The organism is Nocardiopsis nanhaiensis, from assembly GCF_054778635.1.
Map to the genome: position 1 here is coordinate 21,995 of NZ_BAAGZJ010000051.1, position 17,865 is coordinate 39,859.

Here is a 17,865-nt window from a genome sequence, read left to right on the forward strand (position 1 = left end):
ACGCGACGACCGCGCGACGACCACACTGGGCCTACCCGGGGATCAACGGCCCCGCTGAGCACCGACGTCGGCGACGAGCCGCTCAGCCAGCTTCTCTGAGGACTGCGGGTTCTGCCCCGTATAGAGGTTCCCGTCGACCACGACATGGGGGCGCAGCGGGATCAGCCCCTTGGAGTACTCCACACCCGCCTCCTTCAGGCGGTCCTCCAAAAGCCACGGCGCCTTCTTCGCGAACCGGTTGAGCAGCTCCTCCCGATTGGAGAGCCCGGTCATCCGGCGCCCGGCGAAGGTGGATGCTCCACCGGGGCCGGTCGCCGCGAGAACGGCGGCCGGGGCGTGGCACAGCAGTGCCAGCGGCCTACCGGACTCCAGCCGCTCCGCCAGCAGCGCCCCGGACAGCGGGTCGTAGGCAAGGTCCTCCATGGGGCCGTGGCCACCCGGATAGAAGACGAGGTCGAACGCGTCCGGATCGACGCCGTCGAGCGCCACCGGATGGTCGAGGACGCCCTGGATGGAGTCCAGGTAGTTCTTCACCGCACGGCGTTTGCCCGGAGTCCCCCCGGCCAACCCCAGGCTGAGCTGGTCGAGCGTGGGGGCCTTCCCCTCCGGCGTCGCAACGGTGATATCCCATCCGGCCTCCGAGAAGATCCGGTGCGGCACCGCGACCTCCTCGGCCCAGTAACCCGACGGATGCACGGTCCCGTCACTCAGAGTCCACCGGTCCGCAGCCGTGATCACCATCAGTACGCTCGTCATTTTCCCGCCCTCCCGTCACCATCCCGCCACACGCAAACCGGCCGGAATGTATACACTGATCACATTAAGGGGAAAGGCACCGGCCGTCAATGACGCCGCGTTGGTTCAACGCGAGGGCCTGACGCCGACGGTCAGCCTGTGACGGATCCGGCGGGCTCCTGTTACCCGCCTTTCGCGAGTCCGCACCCCACCAGGCGGCGCCCTTCGTGGACCGCTGGCATCTACCCAATGCGTACTCGCACCCGCTACCCCTCACGGAAGCGGGTCGGACTCAGGAACCGCAGCCCTGGCGGGCGGGCGCGTCATCGTCACCATGACCAGCAGCCCGAGCGCCGAACTACCGAACAGCAACAGCCCCATCGGCACGGCGGTGGTCTCGTCCAGGCCCACCAAGGGTGCGACCAGCGCACCCACGAACATCGGCAGCGCACCCAGCAGCGAGCTCGCGCTCCCCGCCCGGTTCTCCTGCCCCTCCATCGCCAGCGCGAAGGAACCGGTCAGGATCGCCCCCATGCAGGTCATGTACACGAAGATCGGCACGACCAGCAGCACCAGCGGGCCCTGCAGGGACGCCGTGGCGAGCACCACCGAGGTGGCCGCGACGGCGGTGACCACCGCGACACGGAGCAGGGGGCGCTCGCCGAACCGCTCGCTGAGCCGCCCCACCGCGGCACTGCCCAGGATGATCGCGAGCCCGTTGACCCCGAACAGGAACCCGAACACCTGCGGGGACACCCCGTACAGGTCCTGGTACACGAACGGGGTCCCGGCGACGTAGGCGAAACTCCCGCCGTGCAGCAGCCCCACGATGAGCGTGTACCCCAGGTACCGGCGGTCCCGCAGCAGCACCCCCATCGTGCGCAGGCTGCTTCCCAGGGTGCTGGGGATCCGCCGTTCCGTCGGCAGGGTCTCCGTCAGCCGCAGCGCGACGATCCCGGCGATGAGCGCGCCGAGCAGCGCCAGCGTCCAGAAGATGCTCCGCCAGTCCGTGAAGGGCAGCCACAGGACCCCGCCGCCGATGATCGGGGCCACCATGGGCGCCACCGCGACCACGACCATGATCAGGGCGAAGAACCGGGTGAGGGCGGCGCCGTCGAAGACGTCGCGCACCACCGCTCGGGAGAGCACCACGCCCGCGCTCGCGGTGAACCCCTGGAGGAACCGGCCCAGCACCAGCATCGCCGTGTTGGGCGCGAGCGCGCACAGCGCCGAGGCCAGCACGAACAGGGCGATGCAGACCAGGAGCGGGCCGCGCCTGCCCCGGGAGTCGCTGATCGGGCCGATCACCACCTGGCCGACGGCGAGCCCGACCAGGCAGGCGGTGAGGCTGAGCTGCACCTGCGAGGCGTTGGCCCCGAGGTCCTCGGAGATCTCGGGAAAGGCCGGGAGGTACATGTCGATGTTGAGCGGGCCCAACACCGTCAGCATGGCGAGCAGGAGGGCCAGACCCAGGCGGTCACGCCCGGTCGGGTTGCGGAGCATGGGGCCCCTCTCGGGCACGAGCGAACGGGGAGAGGTGGGATGACTGTGTCCACGGTACCGAGAAGGGCCCCGGAGCGCCCCGGGTGCGCGGCGAATGTGACACGGACTCGTCAGGAACAGCCCTCCAGACGTCGGGGTCCGCTCGCCTCCCCGCGCTTGTACGGCACCGGTGGACCGGGGCCGGTTGGGCGCGCTGGTCGTGCGGGTGTCCGGTCGAACCGCCCCGGGAAGGGCGCGGGCTCGTTCCGGTCCCGGCACCCGGCCGTAATCACCGGGAAGCGGCCAGCACCGCCGCGAGGCCTTCCCGCAGGTCCCTGACGAAGTACCCGGGCATCTCCAGCGACGGGAAGTGTCCCCCGGTCTCGGGCGACCTCCATCGGACGATCTGCCGGTACCGCTCCTGTGCCCAGGGGCGCGGGCTCTTCTCGATGTCGTGGGGATACATGGTGATCGCTGACGGGACGTCGACCCGGAGTTCGGGATCGAGCGAGTTGTGGCTTTCGTAGTAGATGCGGGCCGCCGATGCGCCGCTCCGCGTCAGCCAGTACAGGGTGACGTTGTCCAGAACCCTGTCCATGGAAATCGTCTCGAACGGGCTGTCCTCGGTGTCCGTCCACTCGGCGAACTTGTCGAGAATCCAGGCGAGAAGCCCGACCGGTGAGTCGACGAGCGCGTAGCCGGTGGTCTGCGGCCGGGTCGCCTGCTGCTTCGCGTACGCCGCGCGGTGGCGCCAGAAATCGCGGGTGTCCTCGGTCCACTTGCGTTCGGCCTCCGTCAGCCCGTCCGTTGACAACCCGGGCGGTGCCTGCGCGACCGTTGTGTGGATGCCGAGAACCTGCTCCGGGAACCTGCCGCCGAGAACCGTCGTGACGATACCTCCCCAGTCGCCGCCGTGGGCTGCGAACTGCTTGTAGCCGAGCCTGCCCATCAGCTCCACCCATGCGGCCGCGATCTTTTCGGTTCCCCACCCGGTGGTGGTCGGCTTGTCGCTGTAACCGAAGCCCGGGAGCGAGGGAACCACGACGTGGAACGCCGGCGCGTCCGCGTCTTTCGGATCTGCCAGTTCGTCCACCACGTCGACGAACTCGGCGATACTGCCCGGCCAGCCGTGCGTCACGATCAACGGCGTGGCATCTGCGCGCGCGGACCGGCGGTGCAGGAAGTGGATGCCCAGGCCATCAATGGTCGTGCGGAACTGGCCGATCCGGTTGAGGCGCTCTTCGAACGACCGCCAGTCGTATCCGGTGCGCCAGTAGTCCACGACTTCGACGAGGTCGGAGAGGGGAACGCCCTGTTCCCACCGGCGGGGGTCGGGTGCGGCGCGATAGACCGTCTCGGCTTCCGGCAGTCGCGCCGCGGCCAGCCGTGCGCGCAGATCGTCGAGGTCGGCGGCGGTTGCGTGGGCTTCGAATGCTTGTACGCCGCTGGTTGGACGGGGCATGAGACCTCCTGGCCATCGCAGAACCGGTTGCGTGTCTCGCGAACCATCTAAGACGGTTCTAGCATCCCGGATCGCCGAACGGCAACCAGCTAAGGTGGTTCCATGTCTGCACAGTTCCCTGACTTCCGCCCCGGCACCGAGCTGACGACCAGCTTCACGGCGACACTGACGGAGCGCCGCGGCGACGCCCTGGAGCGCATTCCCACGCCGCAGCGACTCGTCGACTGGCTCGGGGTGAACGGGCTCGCCGTGGACTCCTGCACCACCGGACAGCTGGAACGCGCCCGGGAACTGAGGGAAGCAATCCACGCCGCCGCGACAGCGGCCGCGAATCAGGACCCTCTCCCAGCGCCCGCTGTCCAGACCATCAATGACTTCAGCGTTCAGGGGCGGTCCGCGGCCGTTCTGACGCCCGAGGGAAATCGGCAGTGGCGGCTCGGCCCGACCCCCCGCGTAGAGGACGCCCTCAGCGTCGTCGCCGCCGACGCGATCAGCATCATCGCGGGCGAACGGGACGGAAAACTGGCCTTGTGCGCATCGCCCACCTGCCGGGCCGCGTTCTTCGACACCAGTCAGAGCCGCACCCGCAAATGGTGTGACATGAACACGTGCGGGAACCGCCAGAAGAAAGCGCGCTTCAACGCCAGCCAGCGCAAGAACACTGGAACAACGCAGTAACCGTTACCCTCGGCGCATCAAGGCCGCCCCGCGCTTCAACCGGCACGCGGCACGCGGAAAGCACCGGGGCCAGGACAGTCTCCCCGTCCGGCCTTCAACCCGTGCGGAGCGCGCCTGGAAGAGCCCTCAGAAGAGCACCGACATGACCTCGCCCACCTGCCGGAAGCCGACTCTCCGGTAGGTGGCGCGGGCCGGTGTGTTGAAGTCGTTGACGTACAGCGTGACCCTGGGTGCGATCTCGGCCAGCGCGTAGTTGACCACGGCGGCCATGCCCGCGCTGGAGTGGCCCTGGCCGCGCAGGTCCGGGTGGACCCACACCCCCTGGACCTGGCAGGCGTGCCTGGTCACGGCGCCGATCTCCGCCTTGAACACCACCCGGCCGTCCTCGATCCGCGCGAACGCCCGACCGGTGCGGACCAGTTCCTCGACGCGGGCGCGGTACAGGGCACCGCCGTCGCCCGAGTCCGGCGGGACGCCGACCTCCTCGGTGAACATGGCCACGCAGGCGGGTACCAGGGTGTTGATCTCGGCGACGCGCACGCGGCGCACGAGCGGGTCCGCGGGCACGGAGGGCGGACCGTCGATCTCCAGAACGGGCTGACTCTCCCGGATCACCCGGGCCGCGCCCCAGGCCGGGGTGACCTGCTGCCAGAAGTCGCTGACCGCCTCCACCGGGCCGACGATCGACGAGCACCGGCGACCGCGCCAGCGGGCGTGGTCGGCGAAGCTGCGCACGGCCGCCGGACCGGCGTTGACCGGAACGAGGTTGGCGCCCGAGTAGCACAGGGCGGTCAACCTGCCGCGCTCGACATGGCCCCAGACTTCCGCTCCCACACCGCCACCGGAGATACCGGTGCTCATCAGACGCGAGGCCACGAAGACGTTGCCCACGGGGTCGGAGTCCAGAAGTACTTGGACGGCCTCCCGGTCGCGTTCTCCCAGAATCCGAACCGGCGAGGTCCGCAGCATCGCATCTCCCCCATCTACCCGGTCACCGTGTCCGGCGGGATACCGGATCGGCCCACGGGCCCACGACGAATTCGCGCCGATTCCAGCTTATTCCACCACCTGGCCGGACTCACCTGGGTGTTCGGTGCCGATTGGACCAAATCCTGTCAGCGGCGCGTGAGGGGCGGTCTGTGCGGTGCGCGGATCGGGGGCGGGTTGGGCATCGCAGGTCAGGTCCGGACCCTCGGCCCCGCGCTCGGGGAGGGTTCCGTCCTGGAGGTAGTCGACGACGGCCTCGTCGACGCAGGTGTTTCCGGTGAGCGAGACACCGTGCGTGATGCCGCCCTCCTCGATCACCAGAGAGGCTCCGGGCAGCCGGTCGCGGAGGGCGTAGGAGCCCTCCACGGGGGTGGCGCCGTCACCGGTGGCGTGCACGACGAGGACGTCGCCGTCGTAGGCGGGGTGATCGCCTGGGTCGTCACCGACCTGGAACCAGGCGTCGGACTCCCCCGGCCAGGAGGCACAGGGCGCGTTGTACCAGATGTTGTGCCATCCCATGAAGGGTGCGTCCTCGTGCGCCTCCTGGGCGTTGGCGCGCCACGTCTGGCGGTCGTCGGGCCAGACGGTGTCGGTGCACTGCACCGCGAGGTAGCCGCCGTAGGCGGGGTCGTCCTCGGCGTGGTCCCCGTGCGTCTCGTGGAGGTCGAGGAGCGGGGCCGGGTCGTCGTCGTTGATCTGGGCGGACAGGGCGTCGGCCACCGCGGGCCAGGCCTGGCCGCTGTAGGCGACGACGATGACGGCCCCCTCCAGCTCTGTGGGTCCGACCGTGTCCCCGACGGGGTGGTCGCGGACCTCGGCGCGCAGGCCGTAGTAGGCGTCCGCGACGGCTCCGCCGTCGGCCCCCAGGCCGTAGGTGTCGTCGTGGCGGGCGACCCAGTCGAAGAAGTTGCCGGCGGCGCGGTCCAGGGCACGGCTCTGCACGAGGTTGCTCTCGTGCCACGGGTTGTCCGGGTTGACGGCGCTGTCCAGGACCACGGCCCGCACACTGTCCGGGTAGCGGGAGGCGTAGACGGTTCCGAGGTAGCCGCCGTAGGAGTAGCCCAGGTAGTCGACCTGTTCGAGGTCGAGGGCGACCCGGATGGCGTCCATGTCGTGCGCGGAGTCCTCGGTGCGCATGTGGTCCAGCAGCGGACCGGCGTCCTCCGCGCAGGCTTCGGCGTAGGCCTCGGCGTCGGCGTGCAGGGCCTCCTCCTCGGCCGCGTCGGCTGGAACGGTGTCCTTGCGGACGGGTGCGAAGAAGCCGGGGTCGCAGCTGATCGCTGGTTCCGAGGCGCCCATGCCGCGGGGGTCGAAGGCGACCACGTCGTAGGTCTCGCGGAGCTCCTCGGGCATCCGGTGGTGGGTGTGCGCGGCCCACAGGCGACCGGCGCTGCCGGGACCGCCGGGGTTGACCAGCAGAGTGTGCTCGGCGGCCCCGGTGGCGGGGACGCGGGAGAGCGCGATCTCGACCGTTGCGGCCGGGTCTCCGTCCGGGCCCGTGGCGCGCTCGCCGTCGGCGGTGCGTGCCATGGGGACGGTGACGGTGGCGCACTCGAGGTCCTCGCCGTCGACCGGGTCGAGGTCCGTGCAGGGCTGCCAGCCCAGGGCCTTCTGGTCGATGCGGTCGGCCTGGTCGATGTCAGCGGCCTGGCCACCAGGCCCGGCGGACTGAACCGTGTCGGCGGACACGGGTGGAGCAACTACGAGGGAGGCGAGGAGGACCCCGGCGGAGACAGCCGCCCGCTGTGTGCCGGTACGGACTCGCACTCGTTGACCCCCGATGTCGACTACATTCCCCCAAGCATTCTTTCCGCTACTCAGCGTGACACAAGGAAACGACACGGGACCCGTTTGGGCACTCCGGCGGTAACATGTGCCCTGGTCGGATCAGACACAGACAAAGGGGCACAATGCGGCTGGATCGCGTCGATGAGCGAATCATCGCGATACTCGGCGCGGACGCGCGGATGAGCTTCGCCGAGATCGGCGGCGAGGTCGGACTGAGCCCGTCCGCCGTCAAGCGCCGCGTAGACCGCCTCGTCGACTCGGGCGCCGTACGCGGCTTCACCGTGGTGGTCGAACCGCAGGCCGTCGGTTGGACGACGGAGGCCTTCATCGAGCTCTACTGCCGCGCGCGGACCTCCCCGGGGGAGATACGCAAGGGCCTGTCGGGCTACGCGGAGATCACCTCGGCGTGCACGGTCACCGGTGAGGCCGACGCCATAGTGCAGATCCGCGCCCGCGACACCCAGCACCTCGAAGAGGTCATCGAGCGCATCGGCGCCGAGTCCTTCGTCGTGCGCACCAAGAGCACCCTGGTGCTGTCGCGCCTGGTCGACCAGCCCATCCTGGCCGGAACCGCCGACCTGCCCTAAGGTGGTCCGGCGGACACGCCCCAGCCGAGCCCCGCCGGCCAGAACCCTTGCGAGAGCCCGTGCCCTCCAGCCCGAGGCCGTCCGGGTGCGGATCCACCCGGGTGACTGGCGGCGTCTCATCACCGCGCTCACGTCGAGCGGACCGAGGTAACCGTCCGGATCCAGTCGCCGAGGGAGGTTCACCGCGACGAGTCTTTCACTGAGTGAAAAGGCATGTTGCGCCCCGCACGAGCACCCGTGACCATGTGGTGCGATTCACATCCCCGCCCCGGAGGGTTCGTCCCAGATGGCTGCTCAGCTGCGAGAGCGCATCGACGCCAGCGCGATGACACGGTTCCAGTGGGGGACGGTCATCATCTGCGTCGCCCTGAACGTCTCGGACGGATTCGACGTCCTCGTCATGGCCTTCACCGCCAATGCCGTCGCCGCCGACTGGGGGCTCTCCGGCGCCCAGGTCGGCTTCCTCCTCAGCGCGGGGCTGTTCGGCATGGCCGCCGGGTCCATCCTGTTGGCGCCGCTCGGCGACTTCATCGGACGCCGCAATCTCACCCTGCTCAGCCTGGTCATCGCCGCGGTCGGCATGCTGCTGTCGTCCGTCGCCCAGGACGCGGCCCAGCTGGGGCTCCTGCGCATCCTCACCGGCGTGGGCATCGGCGCCATGCTCGCTTCGGCGAACGTGATCGCCAGCGAGTCCGCCAACCAGCGCTGGCGGGGACTGGCGGTCAGCCTCAACTCGGCCGGATTCGCGGTGGGCGCGACCGCGGGCGGTGTCCTCTCCGTGCTGCTGATCGACCAGTTCGGCTGGCGTTCGGTCTTCCTCGTGGGCGGACTGATGACAGTGGTCCTCATCCCCATCGTCCTGGTCCGGCTTCCCGAGTCCCTGGACCACCTGCTCTCGAAGCGCCCCGCACATGCGCTGGAGCGGGTCAACGCGCTGATGCGCAGGATCGGCCAGCCCGCGCTGAAGGCCCTGCCCCCGGTGACCGCACAGGACACGAAGCCCAAGGGCCAGGTGCGCCAACTGCTCACGCCGGAGACCGTGCGCTCGACGCTCTTGGTGTGGGTGGCGTTCTTCATGGTGATGTACGGCTTCTACTTCGTGACCTCCTGGACGCCGACACTGCTGGTGGAGGCGGGCCTCTCCGCCAACGAGGGCATCACCGGGGGCACGCTCCTCAACGTCGGCGGGATCTTCGGCGCCGCGATCCTGGGTGTGGCCGCCGCCCGCTTCGCCCTGAAGCGCGTCCTCGTGGTGTACATGCTCCTGGCCGCGGTCCTGCTAGTGGCGTTCGTGCCCACCACCGGGGTCCTGGGTCTGGCGTTCGCGCTCGGCGGTGCGATCGGCCTGTTCAGCAACGGCTGCGTGGCGGGCCTGTACGCGATCACGCCCTCGCTGTACACCGCCTCCGTGCGTTCGACCGGCGTCGGCTGGGCGATCGGGGTGGGCCGGCTCGGCGCGATCCTGGCCCCGCTCATCACCGGCGCGCTCCTGGACGCCGGGTGGTCCTCCGGCCAGCTCTACGCGGTCACCGCCGGCGTGTTCGTCCTCGGCGGGATCGCCGTGGCCTGCCTGCGCGGCAGCGGTGCGCGCCTGGCCTCCACGGATCCCGACACGGCCGGCCAGGCACCGGAGGCAGCACACGGCGAAGGGCCACCAGGGGACCGCCGAGGCTAGGACTAGGAGTCGCCGGCCGAAGCGGTGCTCAGTGCCCGGGAGATCCCCCGGGCGGCCTCCTGCACCAGGGGCGCCAGGGCACGGGGACGCGCGTCGTCGAGCCGCACCACCAAAGAGACGGCGGCGACGACGGAGCCGTCGGAGCCGAACACGGGCGCCGCCACGGACAGCGCGTCGGTGGTCACCTGGCCCTCACTGACCGAGTAGCCCTTCTGACGCACCTCCGCCAACCTCAGGCGCAGGTCCACGGGGTCGGTCACCGTCCTCGGGGTGTAGGCGCGCAGCGGCGACGACAGGATCTCCTCCTGGACGTCGGCGGGCGCGTAGGCGAGCAGCACCATGCCGACGCCGGTGGGGTGCAGGTCGAACCGGCCGCCGATTCGGGTCAGGACCGGGACGGCGTCCCGCCCGCCGATCCGCTCGACGAAGACGAGTTCGCTGCCTTCCCTGACCGCGAGCTGCACGTTCTCCCGGGTCACCTCGTACAGGTCCTCCAGGAAGGGCCTGGCCGCCTCTCGGAGGCCCAGGCCGCGAGGGGCCAGGGAGGCCACCTCCCACAGGCGCAGACCGATCCGGTAGCGGCCGTCCGATCCGCGTTCCAGCGCACCCCACTCGACGAGTTCGGAGACCCGGCGGTGCGCGGTGGGCAGGGAGATTCGGGCCTGCCGGGCCAACTCGGTCAGGTTGAGTTCGGGCGTGTCGGGTGTGAAGGCGCCCAACAGCGCCAGCACCTTGCTCGTGACCGACCTTCTTCCGTCCACCGCGTTCGCCATCGTCGTCCTCAGGGTTCGAGCACGGGCCGGGGCCGTGCTGGCCCTGGACGCAACGGCCATGACCGTCTCGCACGGCTCCCGTTCCTCGCCGGCGGGGAGGCGTACCCGTGGCCGAGCGCCCCTCCGGACACGGGGGACCGCAGGTACCACGGGTGCCTTCCCTGCCTGAGGACAGTACACGGACGCCCGCATCCTCCACAGCCCGTGGGCCGAGACCCCGGAGGGACTCGGAGGGGCCATGGCCCAGCGCGGTCCGTTCGCCGGGTCAGTCGTCCGGGAGGGTGACCGGGGCGAGCTCGTCGAAGAGGTCGCCGGGGCCGGGGTTGATCGGGTCGGTCTCGCCGCCGAAGTGGTGCATGACGCCCCACACCGCGTTCAGGGCGGTCTGCACCGCTCCCTCGGCCCAGCCCGCCGTCCAGGACACGTCGTCGCCGGCGAGGAACAGGCCCCGGTGGCGCTCGGCCAGGTCCTCCTGGTGGAAGTGCGTGAACAGGCGCCGCTGGTAGCGGTAGTGGCCGGGCAGGTTGGCCTTGAACGCGCCCATGAAGTACGGCTCGTCCTCCCACGAGACGGTGACCGGGTCACCCGTGATGTGGGAGCGGATGTCGACGTTCGGATAGATCTTGCCGAGCGACGCCAGCATGACCTCCATGCGCTCGTTGGCCGACAGCGGCAGCCACTTGAGCGAGTCGTCGCACCAGGTGTACGACATGCAGATCGCCGCGGGGCCGTCCGGGTCCTCGCCCTCCAGCAGGTAGGTACCCCGGGTCATGCGGTCGGTGAGCGTCATGCTCATGACGTCCCTGCCGGTCTCCGGGTCCTTGTCGCGCCAGAAGGCGCGGTCCACCGGCACGAACAGCTTCGAGGACTCCATGTAGTGGGTGCGCTCGATCGCCGTCCAGTGGTCGATCGGCAGCAGGTCGTCGTCGCAGTCGATCTTGGACAGCATCATCCACGACTGCGCCGTGAACACCGCGGAGGGGTAGGTCCGGGTGGAACCGGAGGCGTCGGTGACCGTGATGTTGCCCGCCGGGGAGCCCTTGGCGGACGTGCGGCGCAGGGCGGTGACCGCCGGGCGGGCCTCGCCGCCGTGCAGCGAGGACAAAGACGTGCCCTGGGCCCAGTGCACGAGCTTGTCCGGTGCGTCCTCCCAGAGGCGCAGCGGGAGCTGGTCGACGCCGCCGACGATGCCCATGTGGTCGTCGTCCGCCCCGGTGTAGGTGACCCGCAGGATCTCCAGGATGGAGTTGGGGAAGTCGGTGTCCCAGCCGCCCGTGCCGAAGCCCACCTGACCGAAGATCTCCCGGTTGCGGAAGGAGGAGAAGCCCGGGGACTCGCACAGGAATCCGTAGAAGGTCTGGTTGTCCAGCTTCTCGACCAGCCGGTTCCAGATCTCCTTCTGCGCGGCCACGTCGCGTTCCCGGATCGCCGTCTGCATCCGGGTGTGGTCGACGCTCTCCAGCGTCCGGTCCCAGGCCTGCGCCACGTCGCGGTAGACGTCGGGCAGGTCGTCCAGGTGCGTCGCGTAGTGCGACTCGCCCTTGAGGTCGACGACGGTGCTCGGGGTGGCGTCGGAGAGCGGGTTCGGGAAGGCGTTGGTACGCAGGCCCATCCGGTCCGCGTAGTGCCAGAAGGCGGTGGACGACGGCGGGAAGCGCATCGCGCCCATCTCGGCGACCACGTCGTCGGGGCAGCCCGGCAGGCGCTCGGTGCGCAGGCGCCCGCCGATCCGGTCCGCTTCGTACACGACTGGCCGCAGACCCATCTTCATGAGCTCGTAGGCGGCGACGATGCCGGACAGGCCGCCGCCGATGACCGCGACCTCGGCGCCGTGGTGCTCGGCGGGCACCTGGCCCAGCCCGGCCGGGGAGGCCAGGAAGGAGTCGTAGGCGAACGGGAAGTCGGGCCCTGACATGGTCAGGGGACGGTCGTCCGCCGAGGCGTTGGCGGGAGCGTTACCGGCGGCCGTGGGCACGGCAGACGTCATGAGGCCCTCCTTCACTGGGCACGGGGATGGCGGGTGTGGTGCGCGTGGTGTCCGCGGCCTTCCCGGGGTGTTCGGTGTCCGCAGACTTCCCGGAGTGGTCGGTGCCGGTCAGTTCAGCGGGGCGGAGTACAGATCCGGGCGGCGGTCCCCCAGGTAGGAGAGCTCGGCCCGGGTCTCCTCGGCGGCCGCGGGGTCGACGTCGCCGACCAGCAGGGCCTCCGTGGGACCGGCGCGCAGCAGTTCGGTGCCGTCGGGCCCCACGAGGGCGCTCAGCCCGACGTAGTCGAGCTCACCCTCGGTGTCACAGCGGTTGACGTACGCGAGGTGGATCTGGTTCTCCATCGCCCGAGCCGGGGCGAGGAGGGTGGCCACTGAGGTGTTGGGGCCCATCAGGGCGGTGGGCACGACGAGGAACGTGGTCCCGGCCAGCGCGTGCGCGCGCACCGCCTCGGGGAACTCCACGTCGTAGCAGACCAGGAAGCCGAGCCGGTGGCCCCCGATGTCGGCCTGGACGACCAGCTCGCCTCCGGGGCTGAAGAGGTCCCGGTCGAGGCCGCCGTACAGGTGGGCCTTGCGGTACAACGCCTGGGAAGCCCCCGTGGCGTCCACGAGCTGTACCGCGTTGTACACATTCCCGTCGGCGCGCTCGGCGAAGCCGTAGACGATCGCCAAGCCGGTGTCGGCGGCGATCCGGGACACCGCGTCGAAGAGCGGCCCGTCCGCGGGCTCGGCCAGCCGGTCGACCTCAGCACCGATGTTGTACCCGGTCAGCGACATCTCCGGGCTGACCAATAGGGCGGCGCCGTGGGCCGCGGCCACTCGGGCCCGGTCCCGGAGCCGGTCGAGGGCGTCGGCGGTGTCGCCGCTGCGTCCCGTGCCCTGGTCGAGGGCCACGCGCAGTGGTGTGGGCATCGCTCTTCACCCCCGGTGTGTCGTCGCTGTTCGGCCGCGTCCACTCTAGGTGGACACCCGCGTGGAAACCGTGCGCCGGGCGTGCACTCTGTTGCGACTTCCCGCCGAACGGCAGTGTTCTGTTGCGCACAATCTCCTCTTCGCGCCCCGACCCACCGACTCGGGCTTGGCGCGGTGGGCCGGGGCGGGGCGGAAGCGCTAGGAACGGACCTCGAAGGCGGGTTCGGTCTCGAGGGCGGAACGGCGCATGCCGTAACCGAAGTAGATGGCCAGGCCCAGCGCGAGCCAGACACCGAAGGCCACCCAGACGCTCAACGACATGCTGAACATCAGGTAGGCGCAGGCCAGGACGCCGAGGACCGGGGTGACCGGGGCGCCGGGCATCCGGAAGGCGCGCTTGAGGTCGGGGCGGCGCTTGCGCAGGACCAGGACGGCCACGTTGACCAGGGCGAAGGCGAAGAGCGTGCCGATCGCGGTGGCGTCGGCGAGCGGACCGAGCGGGATGAGCGCCGCCAGGAAGGCGATGAACAGCGACGTGATGACGGTGTTGGCGCGCGGGGTGCCCTTGGCGTCGACCTTGGAGAAGGCCTTGGGGATGAGCCCGTCCCGGGACATCGCGAACAGGATGCGGGTCTGGCTGTAGAGCACGACCAGGACGACGCTGGCCAGGGCCAACACGGCGCCGGCCGCGAAGACGACCGCCCAGATCGGCGTTCCGGTGACCATGGTCAGGATCCCGGCGAGGGAGGTCTCCCCCTCGGCGAACTCCGTCCAGTTGAGTGCGCCGACCGCGCTGAAGGCCACCAGGCAGTAGATCGCGGTGACCACGATCATCGAGAACATGATGGCGCGCGGCAGGTCGCGCTGCGGGTTCTTGGCCTCCTCGCTCGCGGTGGAGGCGGAGTCGAAGCCGATGTAGGAGAAGAACAGGGTGGCGCCGGCGGCCGAGACACCGGCCATGCCCATCGGCATGAACGGGGCGAAGTTGCCGTCCTGCACGGCGGTGATCGCGATGGCCACGAACATCACCAGGACGGCGACCTTGATGACCACCATGACGGCGTTGGCGCGCGTGCTCTCGCGGACTCCCGCGAGCAGGGCGAACATCGACAGCAGGACCACGATCGCGGCGGGCGCGTTGATCAGGCCGCCCTCCATGGGGCCGACCAGGAACTCGACGGGCAGAGCCAGCCCGGTGGTCAGGTACAGGAGCTCGTTGATGTACTGGCCCCAGCCGACGCCGACCGCAGCGACGGAGACGCCGTAGGTGAGCATCAGGCACCAGCCGCACACCCAGGCCATGAACTCGCCCATGGTGGCGTAGCTGTAGGAGTAGGCCGAACCGGAGGCGGGGATCATCCCGGCCATCTCGGCGTAGGCGAGGGCGGAGAAGAGCGCGGTGACGCCGGCCAGGACGAACGCCAGAATGACGGCGGGGCCGGCGATCGGGACGGCCTCGCCGAGGACCACGAAGATACCGGTGCCCAGAGTGGCGCCGATACCGATCATGGACAGCTGCCAGAAGCCCATGGTGCGGCGCAGCCCGGTTCCGCTCTCGGTCTCCGCCACCAGCTTCTCGACGGGCTTGCGCCGGCTCAGGCGCTGCCCGAGCGTGGGCACACCCGTGCCCTCGGGCACGCGGGTCTTCTGGTCCACCACGAAATGACTCCTCGACGTTCTACGGGACTGAGACACAAGTTCGGCGCCGTCTCGAACCAACGGCGCCCCAAATGTGCCCTAGGCAACGTTAATGGCGTTGCCTGAGTAACATGACCCACATACGTTGCGTTTGTCTGGCTTCTCCGGCGCAATCATGCGTCTGCGCGCAAGAAAACGCACACAAGAGTGACGCATGCCATATGACCTGACTCTCCGTGATGACACTCGCTTGACCTGCAACGTTGGGCGACCTGAGCGCATCGTTAGATGTAAGCGCCCCGAGCCCCGACCTGTTCCGCCCGCACACTGTTCCCCCGCACACGGTCTCGACCACGCGCTGTTCCACCCACGCAAAAGGGGGAGCACGGCGTTCGCCGTGCTCCCCCTCAGAAGCGGTGTGGTGCCGGCCGGTCAGGCGACGGACACGCTGGGCTCGCCCTCGGCCCCGCTCTCGCCCATCTCCTCCGCGATGCGCATGGCCTCCTCGATGAGGGTCTCCACGATCTTGGACTCGGGCACCGTCTTGATGACCTCGCCCTTGACGAAGATCTGGCCCTTGCCGTTGCCGGAGGCTACACCGAGGTCGGCGTCACGGGCCTCACCCGGGCCGTTGACGACGCAGCCCATGACGGCAACGCGCAGCGGCACCTCCATGCCCTCGAGCCCCGCGGTGACCTCCTCGGCGAGCGTGTACACGTCCACCTGGGCGCGGCCGCAGCTCGGGCAGGACACGATCTCCAGGCCGCGCTCGCGCAGGCCCATGGACTCCAGGATCTGCGCACCGACCTTGACCTCCTCGGCCGGCGGGGCCGACAGGGAGACGCGGATGGTGTCGCCGATCCCCTCCGACAGCAGCGCGCCGAAGGCCACGGAGGACTTGATGGTGCCCTGGAAGGCCGGGCCGGCCTCGGTGACACCCAGGTGCAGCGGGTAGTCGCACGACTCGGACAGGAGCCGGTAGGCGTTGACCATCACGACCGGGTCGTTGTGCTTGACCGAGATCTTGATGTCGCGGAAACCGTGCTCCTCGAACAGCGAGCACTCCCACAGCGCGGACTCCACCAGCGCCTCGGGCGTGGCCTTGCCGTACTTCTCCAGCAGGCGCTTGTCGAGCGAACCGGCGTTGACCCCGATCCGGATCGGGGTGCCCGCGTCGCCGGCCGCCTTGGCGATCTCCGCGACCTTGTCGTCGAACTTCTTGATGTTGCCCGGGTTGACGCGCACGGCGGCGCAGCCGGCCTCAATCGCGGCGAACACGTACTTGGGCTGGAAGTGGATGTCGGCGATCACCGGGATCTGCGACTTCTTCGCGATGACCGGCAGCGCCTCGGCATCGTCGTTGGTGGGCACGGCCACCCGGACGATCTGACAACCGGAGGCGGTCAGCTCGGCGATCTGCTGGAGCGTCGCGTTGATGTCGGCGGTGCGGGTGGTGGTCATCGACTGCACGGACACCGGGGCGTCCCCACCGACGGGAACGTTCCCGACCATGATCTGCCGCGTCGTGCGCCGGGTCGCCATCGGGCGCGGCGGAGTTGCGGGGATACCGAGATCGATGGTCACGCTTGATTCACCTCGTCTGCCGCCGGAGGGGGGCGGCACTTGTGGTCGTCCGGTTCGTGAGGAAGGGCGCCCGGAACAGCGCCCGGAGCCGCGTTCGGGTGCACCTGTACCAGCGGCCTCGGCCGCGGCGCCGTTCCCGGAACGCGACCCCAAGGTTACCCGCCCTTGAGGGAACGCACGGCCGAAGTGGGAGCATTCACACCGGATCAGCCGAACAGGAGCACCGGGTTGACCAGGTCCGCCACGAGCAAAATGACACTGAACACCAGGAAACAGGCCACCACGACATAGGCCACAGGTGTCAGCAAGGCGACGTCGACCGGCCCTGGGTCCGGCTTGCGGAACAGCCGCGCGGTCCACTTCTTGATGGACTCCCAGATCGCCCCGAGCATGTGGCCGCCGTCCAGCGGCAGGATCGGCAGCATGTTGAAGGCGAAGAGGAAGAGGTTCACCCCGGCGAGGATGTTGAGCATAATCGCGGCGGTGTCCACCACCGGCAGGCCCTGGGACATGATCTCGCCGCCGATCCGGGAGATGCCGACGATGCCCACCGGGGAGTCCTCGGTGCGCTGCTCGCCCAGGAAGGCGGCGCCGAACACCTCGGGCACCCGGCTGGGCAGGGCGATGATCGCCTCACCGACGTTGACCAGCATGACGCCCACCTCGGCGGCGGACTCGGTCACCGAGAGGGGTTCGCGCTCCTGGACGAACACGATGCCCAGGAAGCCGACGGTCTCGGTGGCCCGGACCCTGTGGCCCTGGTCGTCGTAGACGTGGTCGCCCTGCTCGTCGACCTCGTAGACGTAGTCGCCCTCGGCGTCGCGGGCGGGCAGCTCGTTCTCGATGAGGTCGACGGTGGTGGTGAAGCGCTCGCCGTCGCGCTCGATACCGAACTCCGTGGGGCCGACGGAATCGCGGATCTGCTGGTTGGCGTGCACCCACTCCGGGGTCTCCACTCCGCCGACGGAGACGATGACGTCATCGGCCTCCAGCCCGGCCTCCGCGGCGGGGGTGGGGTCGAATTCGTCGGTGCACTCGGTGACGGTGGAACCGGCGGGGACCACGCAGTCCTGGACCTCGCCGACCTCGGTGCTGCTCTTGGGGACCCCGAAACCCATGAAGACCACGCCGAGCAGGAACGTGGCGAGGATGAGGTTCATCCCCGGACCGGCGAACATGACGATCAGGCGCTTCCAGGGGGCGCGCTGGTAGAACTGCCGGTCCTGGTCCTCGGGGGCCAGCTCCACGTAGGAGGCCTCCCTGGCGTCCTCGGCCATCGCCCGCCACCGCGACATCTTGCGGGAACTGCCGTCGGCCGCCCGCTGCCCGGGCGGGAGCATGCCGACCATGCGCACGAAGCCGCCCAGCGGCACGGCCTTGATCCCGTACTCGGTCTCGCCCCTGCGGAAGGACCACAGGGTCTTGCCGAAGCCCACCATGAACTCGGTGCACTTGATCCCGAACATCTTGGCCGTGGACATATGGCCGAGCTCATGCCAAGCGATCGAGAACAGCAGTCCCACGAAGAACAGGATGATCCCGACCACGGTCAGCAGCACGACCATGTATCTCTCCTC

The 17,865-nt window shown here is 69.7% G+C and carries 14 protein-coding genes; 3 read left to right on the forward strand and 11 right to left on the reverse strand.

Going from position 1 to position 17,865, the window contains the following annotated elements:
• Positions 1-42: 42 nt before the first annotated feature.
• From ACYVD1_RS22260 to ACYVD1_RS22270, 3 genes are all read right to left on the reverse strand, one after another.
• On the reverse strand, positions 43-756 hold the full coding sequence (locus tag ACYVD1_RS22260) for a type 1 glutamine amidotransferase domain-containing protein (protein ID WP_460776135.1): 714 nt from the start codon (positions 754-756) through the stop codon (positions 43-45).
• A 252-nt stretch (positions 757-1,008) separates the two neighbouring features.
• Complete coding sequence (locus tag ACYVD1_RS22265; RefSeq protein WP_460776138.1) at positions 1,009-2,238, reverse strand: multidrug effflux MFS transporter; 1,230 nt, start codon at positions 2,236-2,238, stop codon at positions 1,009-1,011.
• A gap of 268 nt (positions 2,239-2,506) precedes the next feature.
• Positions 2,507-3,679: an epoxide hydrolase family protein gene (locus ACYVD1_RS22270; protein ID WP_460776141.1), complete on the reverse strand. Its 1,173-nt coding sequence runs from the start codon at positions 3,677-3,679 to the stop codon at positions 2,507-2,509.
• A gap of 102 nt (positions 3,680-3,781) precedes the next feature.
• Between ACYVD1_RS22270 and ACYVD1_RS22275 the strand changes: the two genes are divergently transcribed.
• A complete protein-coding gene (locus ACYVD1_RS22275; protein WP_460776143.1) occupies positions 3,782-4,357 on the forward strand; it encodes a CGNR zinc finger domain-containing protein in 576 nt (191 codons plus the stop codon).
• 126 nt (positions 4,358-4,483) lie between these two features.
• On the opposite strand, the gene ACYVD1_RS22280 is transcribed toward ACYVD1_RS22275, so the two are convergent.
• Complete coding sequence (locus ACYVD1_RS22280; protein ID WP_460776145.1) at positions 4,484-5,326, reverse strand: GNAT family N-acetyltransferase; 843 nt, start codon at positions 5,324-5,326, stop codon at positions 4,484-4,486.
• Positions 5,327-5,413: 87 nt separating this feature from the next.
• Positions 5,414-7,111: an alpha/beta hydrolase gene (locus tag ACYVD1_RS22285; RefSeq protein ID WP_460776147.1), complete on the reverse strand. Its 1,698-nt coding sequence runs from the start codon at positions 7,109-7,111 to the stop codon at positions 5,414-5,416.
• 143 nt (positions 7,112-7,254) lie between these two features.
• On the opposite strand from ACYVD1_RS22285, the gene ACYVD1_RS22290 reads away from it, so the two are divergent.
• Together ACYVD1_RS22290 and ACYVD1_RS22295 are read left to right on the forward strand one after the other, a co-directional pair.
• On the forward strand, positions 7,255-7,719 hold the full coding sequence (locus tag ACYVD1_RS22290) for an Lrp/AsnC family transcriptional regulator (RefSeq protein WP_460776150.1): 465 nt from the start codon (positions 7,255-7,257) through the stop codon (positions 7,717-7,719).
• A 286-nt stretch (positions 7,720-8,005) separates the two neighbouring features.
• Positions 8,006-9,394 (forward strand): MFS transporter, encoded by a 1,389-nt coding sequence (locus ACYVD1_RS22295; RefSeq protein ID WP_460776153.1) that lies wholly within the window; start codon positions 8,006-8,008, stop codon positions 9,392-9,394.
• A gap of 2 nt (positions 9,395-9,396) precedes the next feature.
• Here ACYVD1_RS22295 and ACYVD1_RS22300 read toward each other — a convergent pair whose 3' ends face one another.
• The 6 genes from ACYVD1_RS22300 to ACYVD1_RS22325 form a co-directional block, all read right to left on the reverse strand.
• Positions 9,397-10,167, reverse strand: a complete 771-nt coding sequence (locus ACYVD1_RS22300) for an IclR family transcriptional regulator (RefSeq protein WP_460776155.1) — start codon at positions 10,165-10,167, stop codon at positions 9,397-9,399.
• A gap of 265 nt (positions 10,168-10,432) precedes the next feature.
• Positions 10,433-12,154: a flavin monoamine oxidase family protein gene (locus ACYVD1_RS22305; protein ID WP_460776158.1), complete on the reverse strand. Its 1,722-nt coding sequence runs from the start codon at positions 12,152-12,154 to the stop codon at positions 10,433-10,435.
• A gap of 108 nt (positions 12,155-12,262) precedes the next feature.
• Positions 12,263-13,066 carry a carbon-nitrogen hydrolase family protein gene (locus ACYVD1_RS22310; protein WP_460776160.1) on the reverse strand — a complete coding sequence of 268 codons (804 nt, stop codon included), beginning with the start codon at positions 13,064-13,066 and terminating at the stop codon, positions 12,263-12,265.
• Positions 13,067-13,264: 198 nt separating this feature from the next.
• A complete protein-coding gene (locus tag ACYVD1_RS22315) occupies positions 13,265-14,725 on the reverse strand; it encodes an amino acid permease (RefSeq protein WP_460776162.1) in 1,461 nt (486 codons plus the stop codon).
• A gap of 411 nt (positions 14,726-15,136) precedes the next feature.
• Entirely contained in the window at positions 15,137-16,288 is a 1,152-nt protein-coding gene (gene ispG / locus ACYVD1_RS22320) for a flavodoxin-dependent (E)-4-hydroxy-3-methylbut-2-enyl-diphosphate synthase (protein WP_460776165.1), read from the reverse strand.
• 206 nt (positions 16,289-16,494) lie between these two features.
• Positions 16,495-17,853, reverse strand: a complete 1,359-nt coding sequence (locus tag ACYVD1_RS22325; RefSeq protein ID WP_460776167.1) for a M50 family metallopeptidase — start codon at positions 17,851-17,853, stop codon at positions 16,495-16,497.
• Between the last annotated feature and the right edge of the window lie 12 nt (positions 17,854-17,865).

Excerpts from the sequence above, each read along its gene's own strand:
- ACYVD1_RS22295 (WP_460776153.1), top strand. The coding sequence starts at position 8,006 with ATGGCTGCTCAGCTGCGAGAGCGCATCGACGCCAGCGCGATGACACGG.
- ACYVD1_RS22305 (WP_460776158.1), bottom strand. The coding sequence starts at position 12,154 with ATGACGTCTGCCGTGCCCACGGCCGCCGGTAACGCTCCCGCCAACGCC.
- ACYVD1_RS22260 (WP_460776135.1), bottom strand. The coding sequence starts at position 756 with ATGACGAGCGTACTGATGGTGATCACGGCTGCGGACCGGTGGACTCTG.
- ACYVD1_RS22280 (WP_460776145.1), bottom strand. The coding sequence starts at position 5,326 with ATGCTGCGGACCTCGCCGGTTCGGATTCTGGGAGAACGCGACCGGGAG.
- ACYVD1_RS22270 (WP_460776141.1), bottom strand. The coding sequence starts at position 3,679 with ATGCCCCGTCCAACCAGCGGCGTACAAGCATTCGAAGCCCACGCAACC.
- ACYVD1_RS22290 (WP_460776150.1), top strand. The coding sequence starts at position 7,255 with ATGCGGCTGGATCGCGTCGATGAGCGAATCATCGCGATACTCGGCGCG.
- ACYVD1_RS22310 (WP_460776160.1), bottom strand. The coding sequence starts at position 13,066 with ATGCCCACACCACTGCGCGTGGCCCTCGACCAGGGCACGGGACGCAGC.
- ACYVD1_RS22275 (WP_460776143.1), top strand. The coding sequence starts at position 3,782 with ATGTCTGCACAGTTCCCTGACTTCCGCCCCGGCACCGAGCTGACGACC.
- ACYVD1_RS22265 (WP_460776138.1), bottom strand. The coding sequence starts at position 2,238 with ATGCTCCGCAACCCGACCGGGCGTGACCGCCTGGGTCTGGCCCTCCTG.
- ACYVD1_RS22300 (WP_460776155.1), bottom strand. The coding sequence starts at position 10,167 with ATGGCGAACGCGGTGGACGGAAGAAGGTCGGTCACGAGCAAGGTGCTG.
- ACYVD1_RS22325 (WP_460776167.1), bottom strand. The coding sequence starts at position 17,853 with ATGGTCGTGCTGCTGACCGTGGTCGGGATCATCCTGTTCTTCGTGGGA.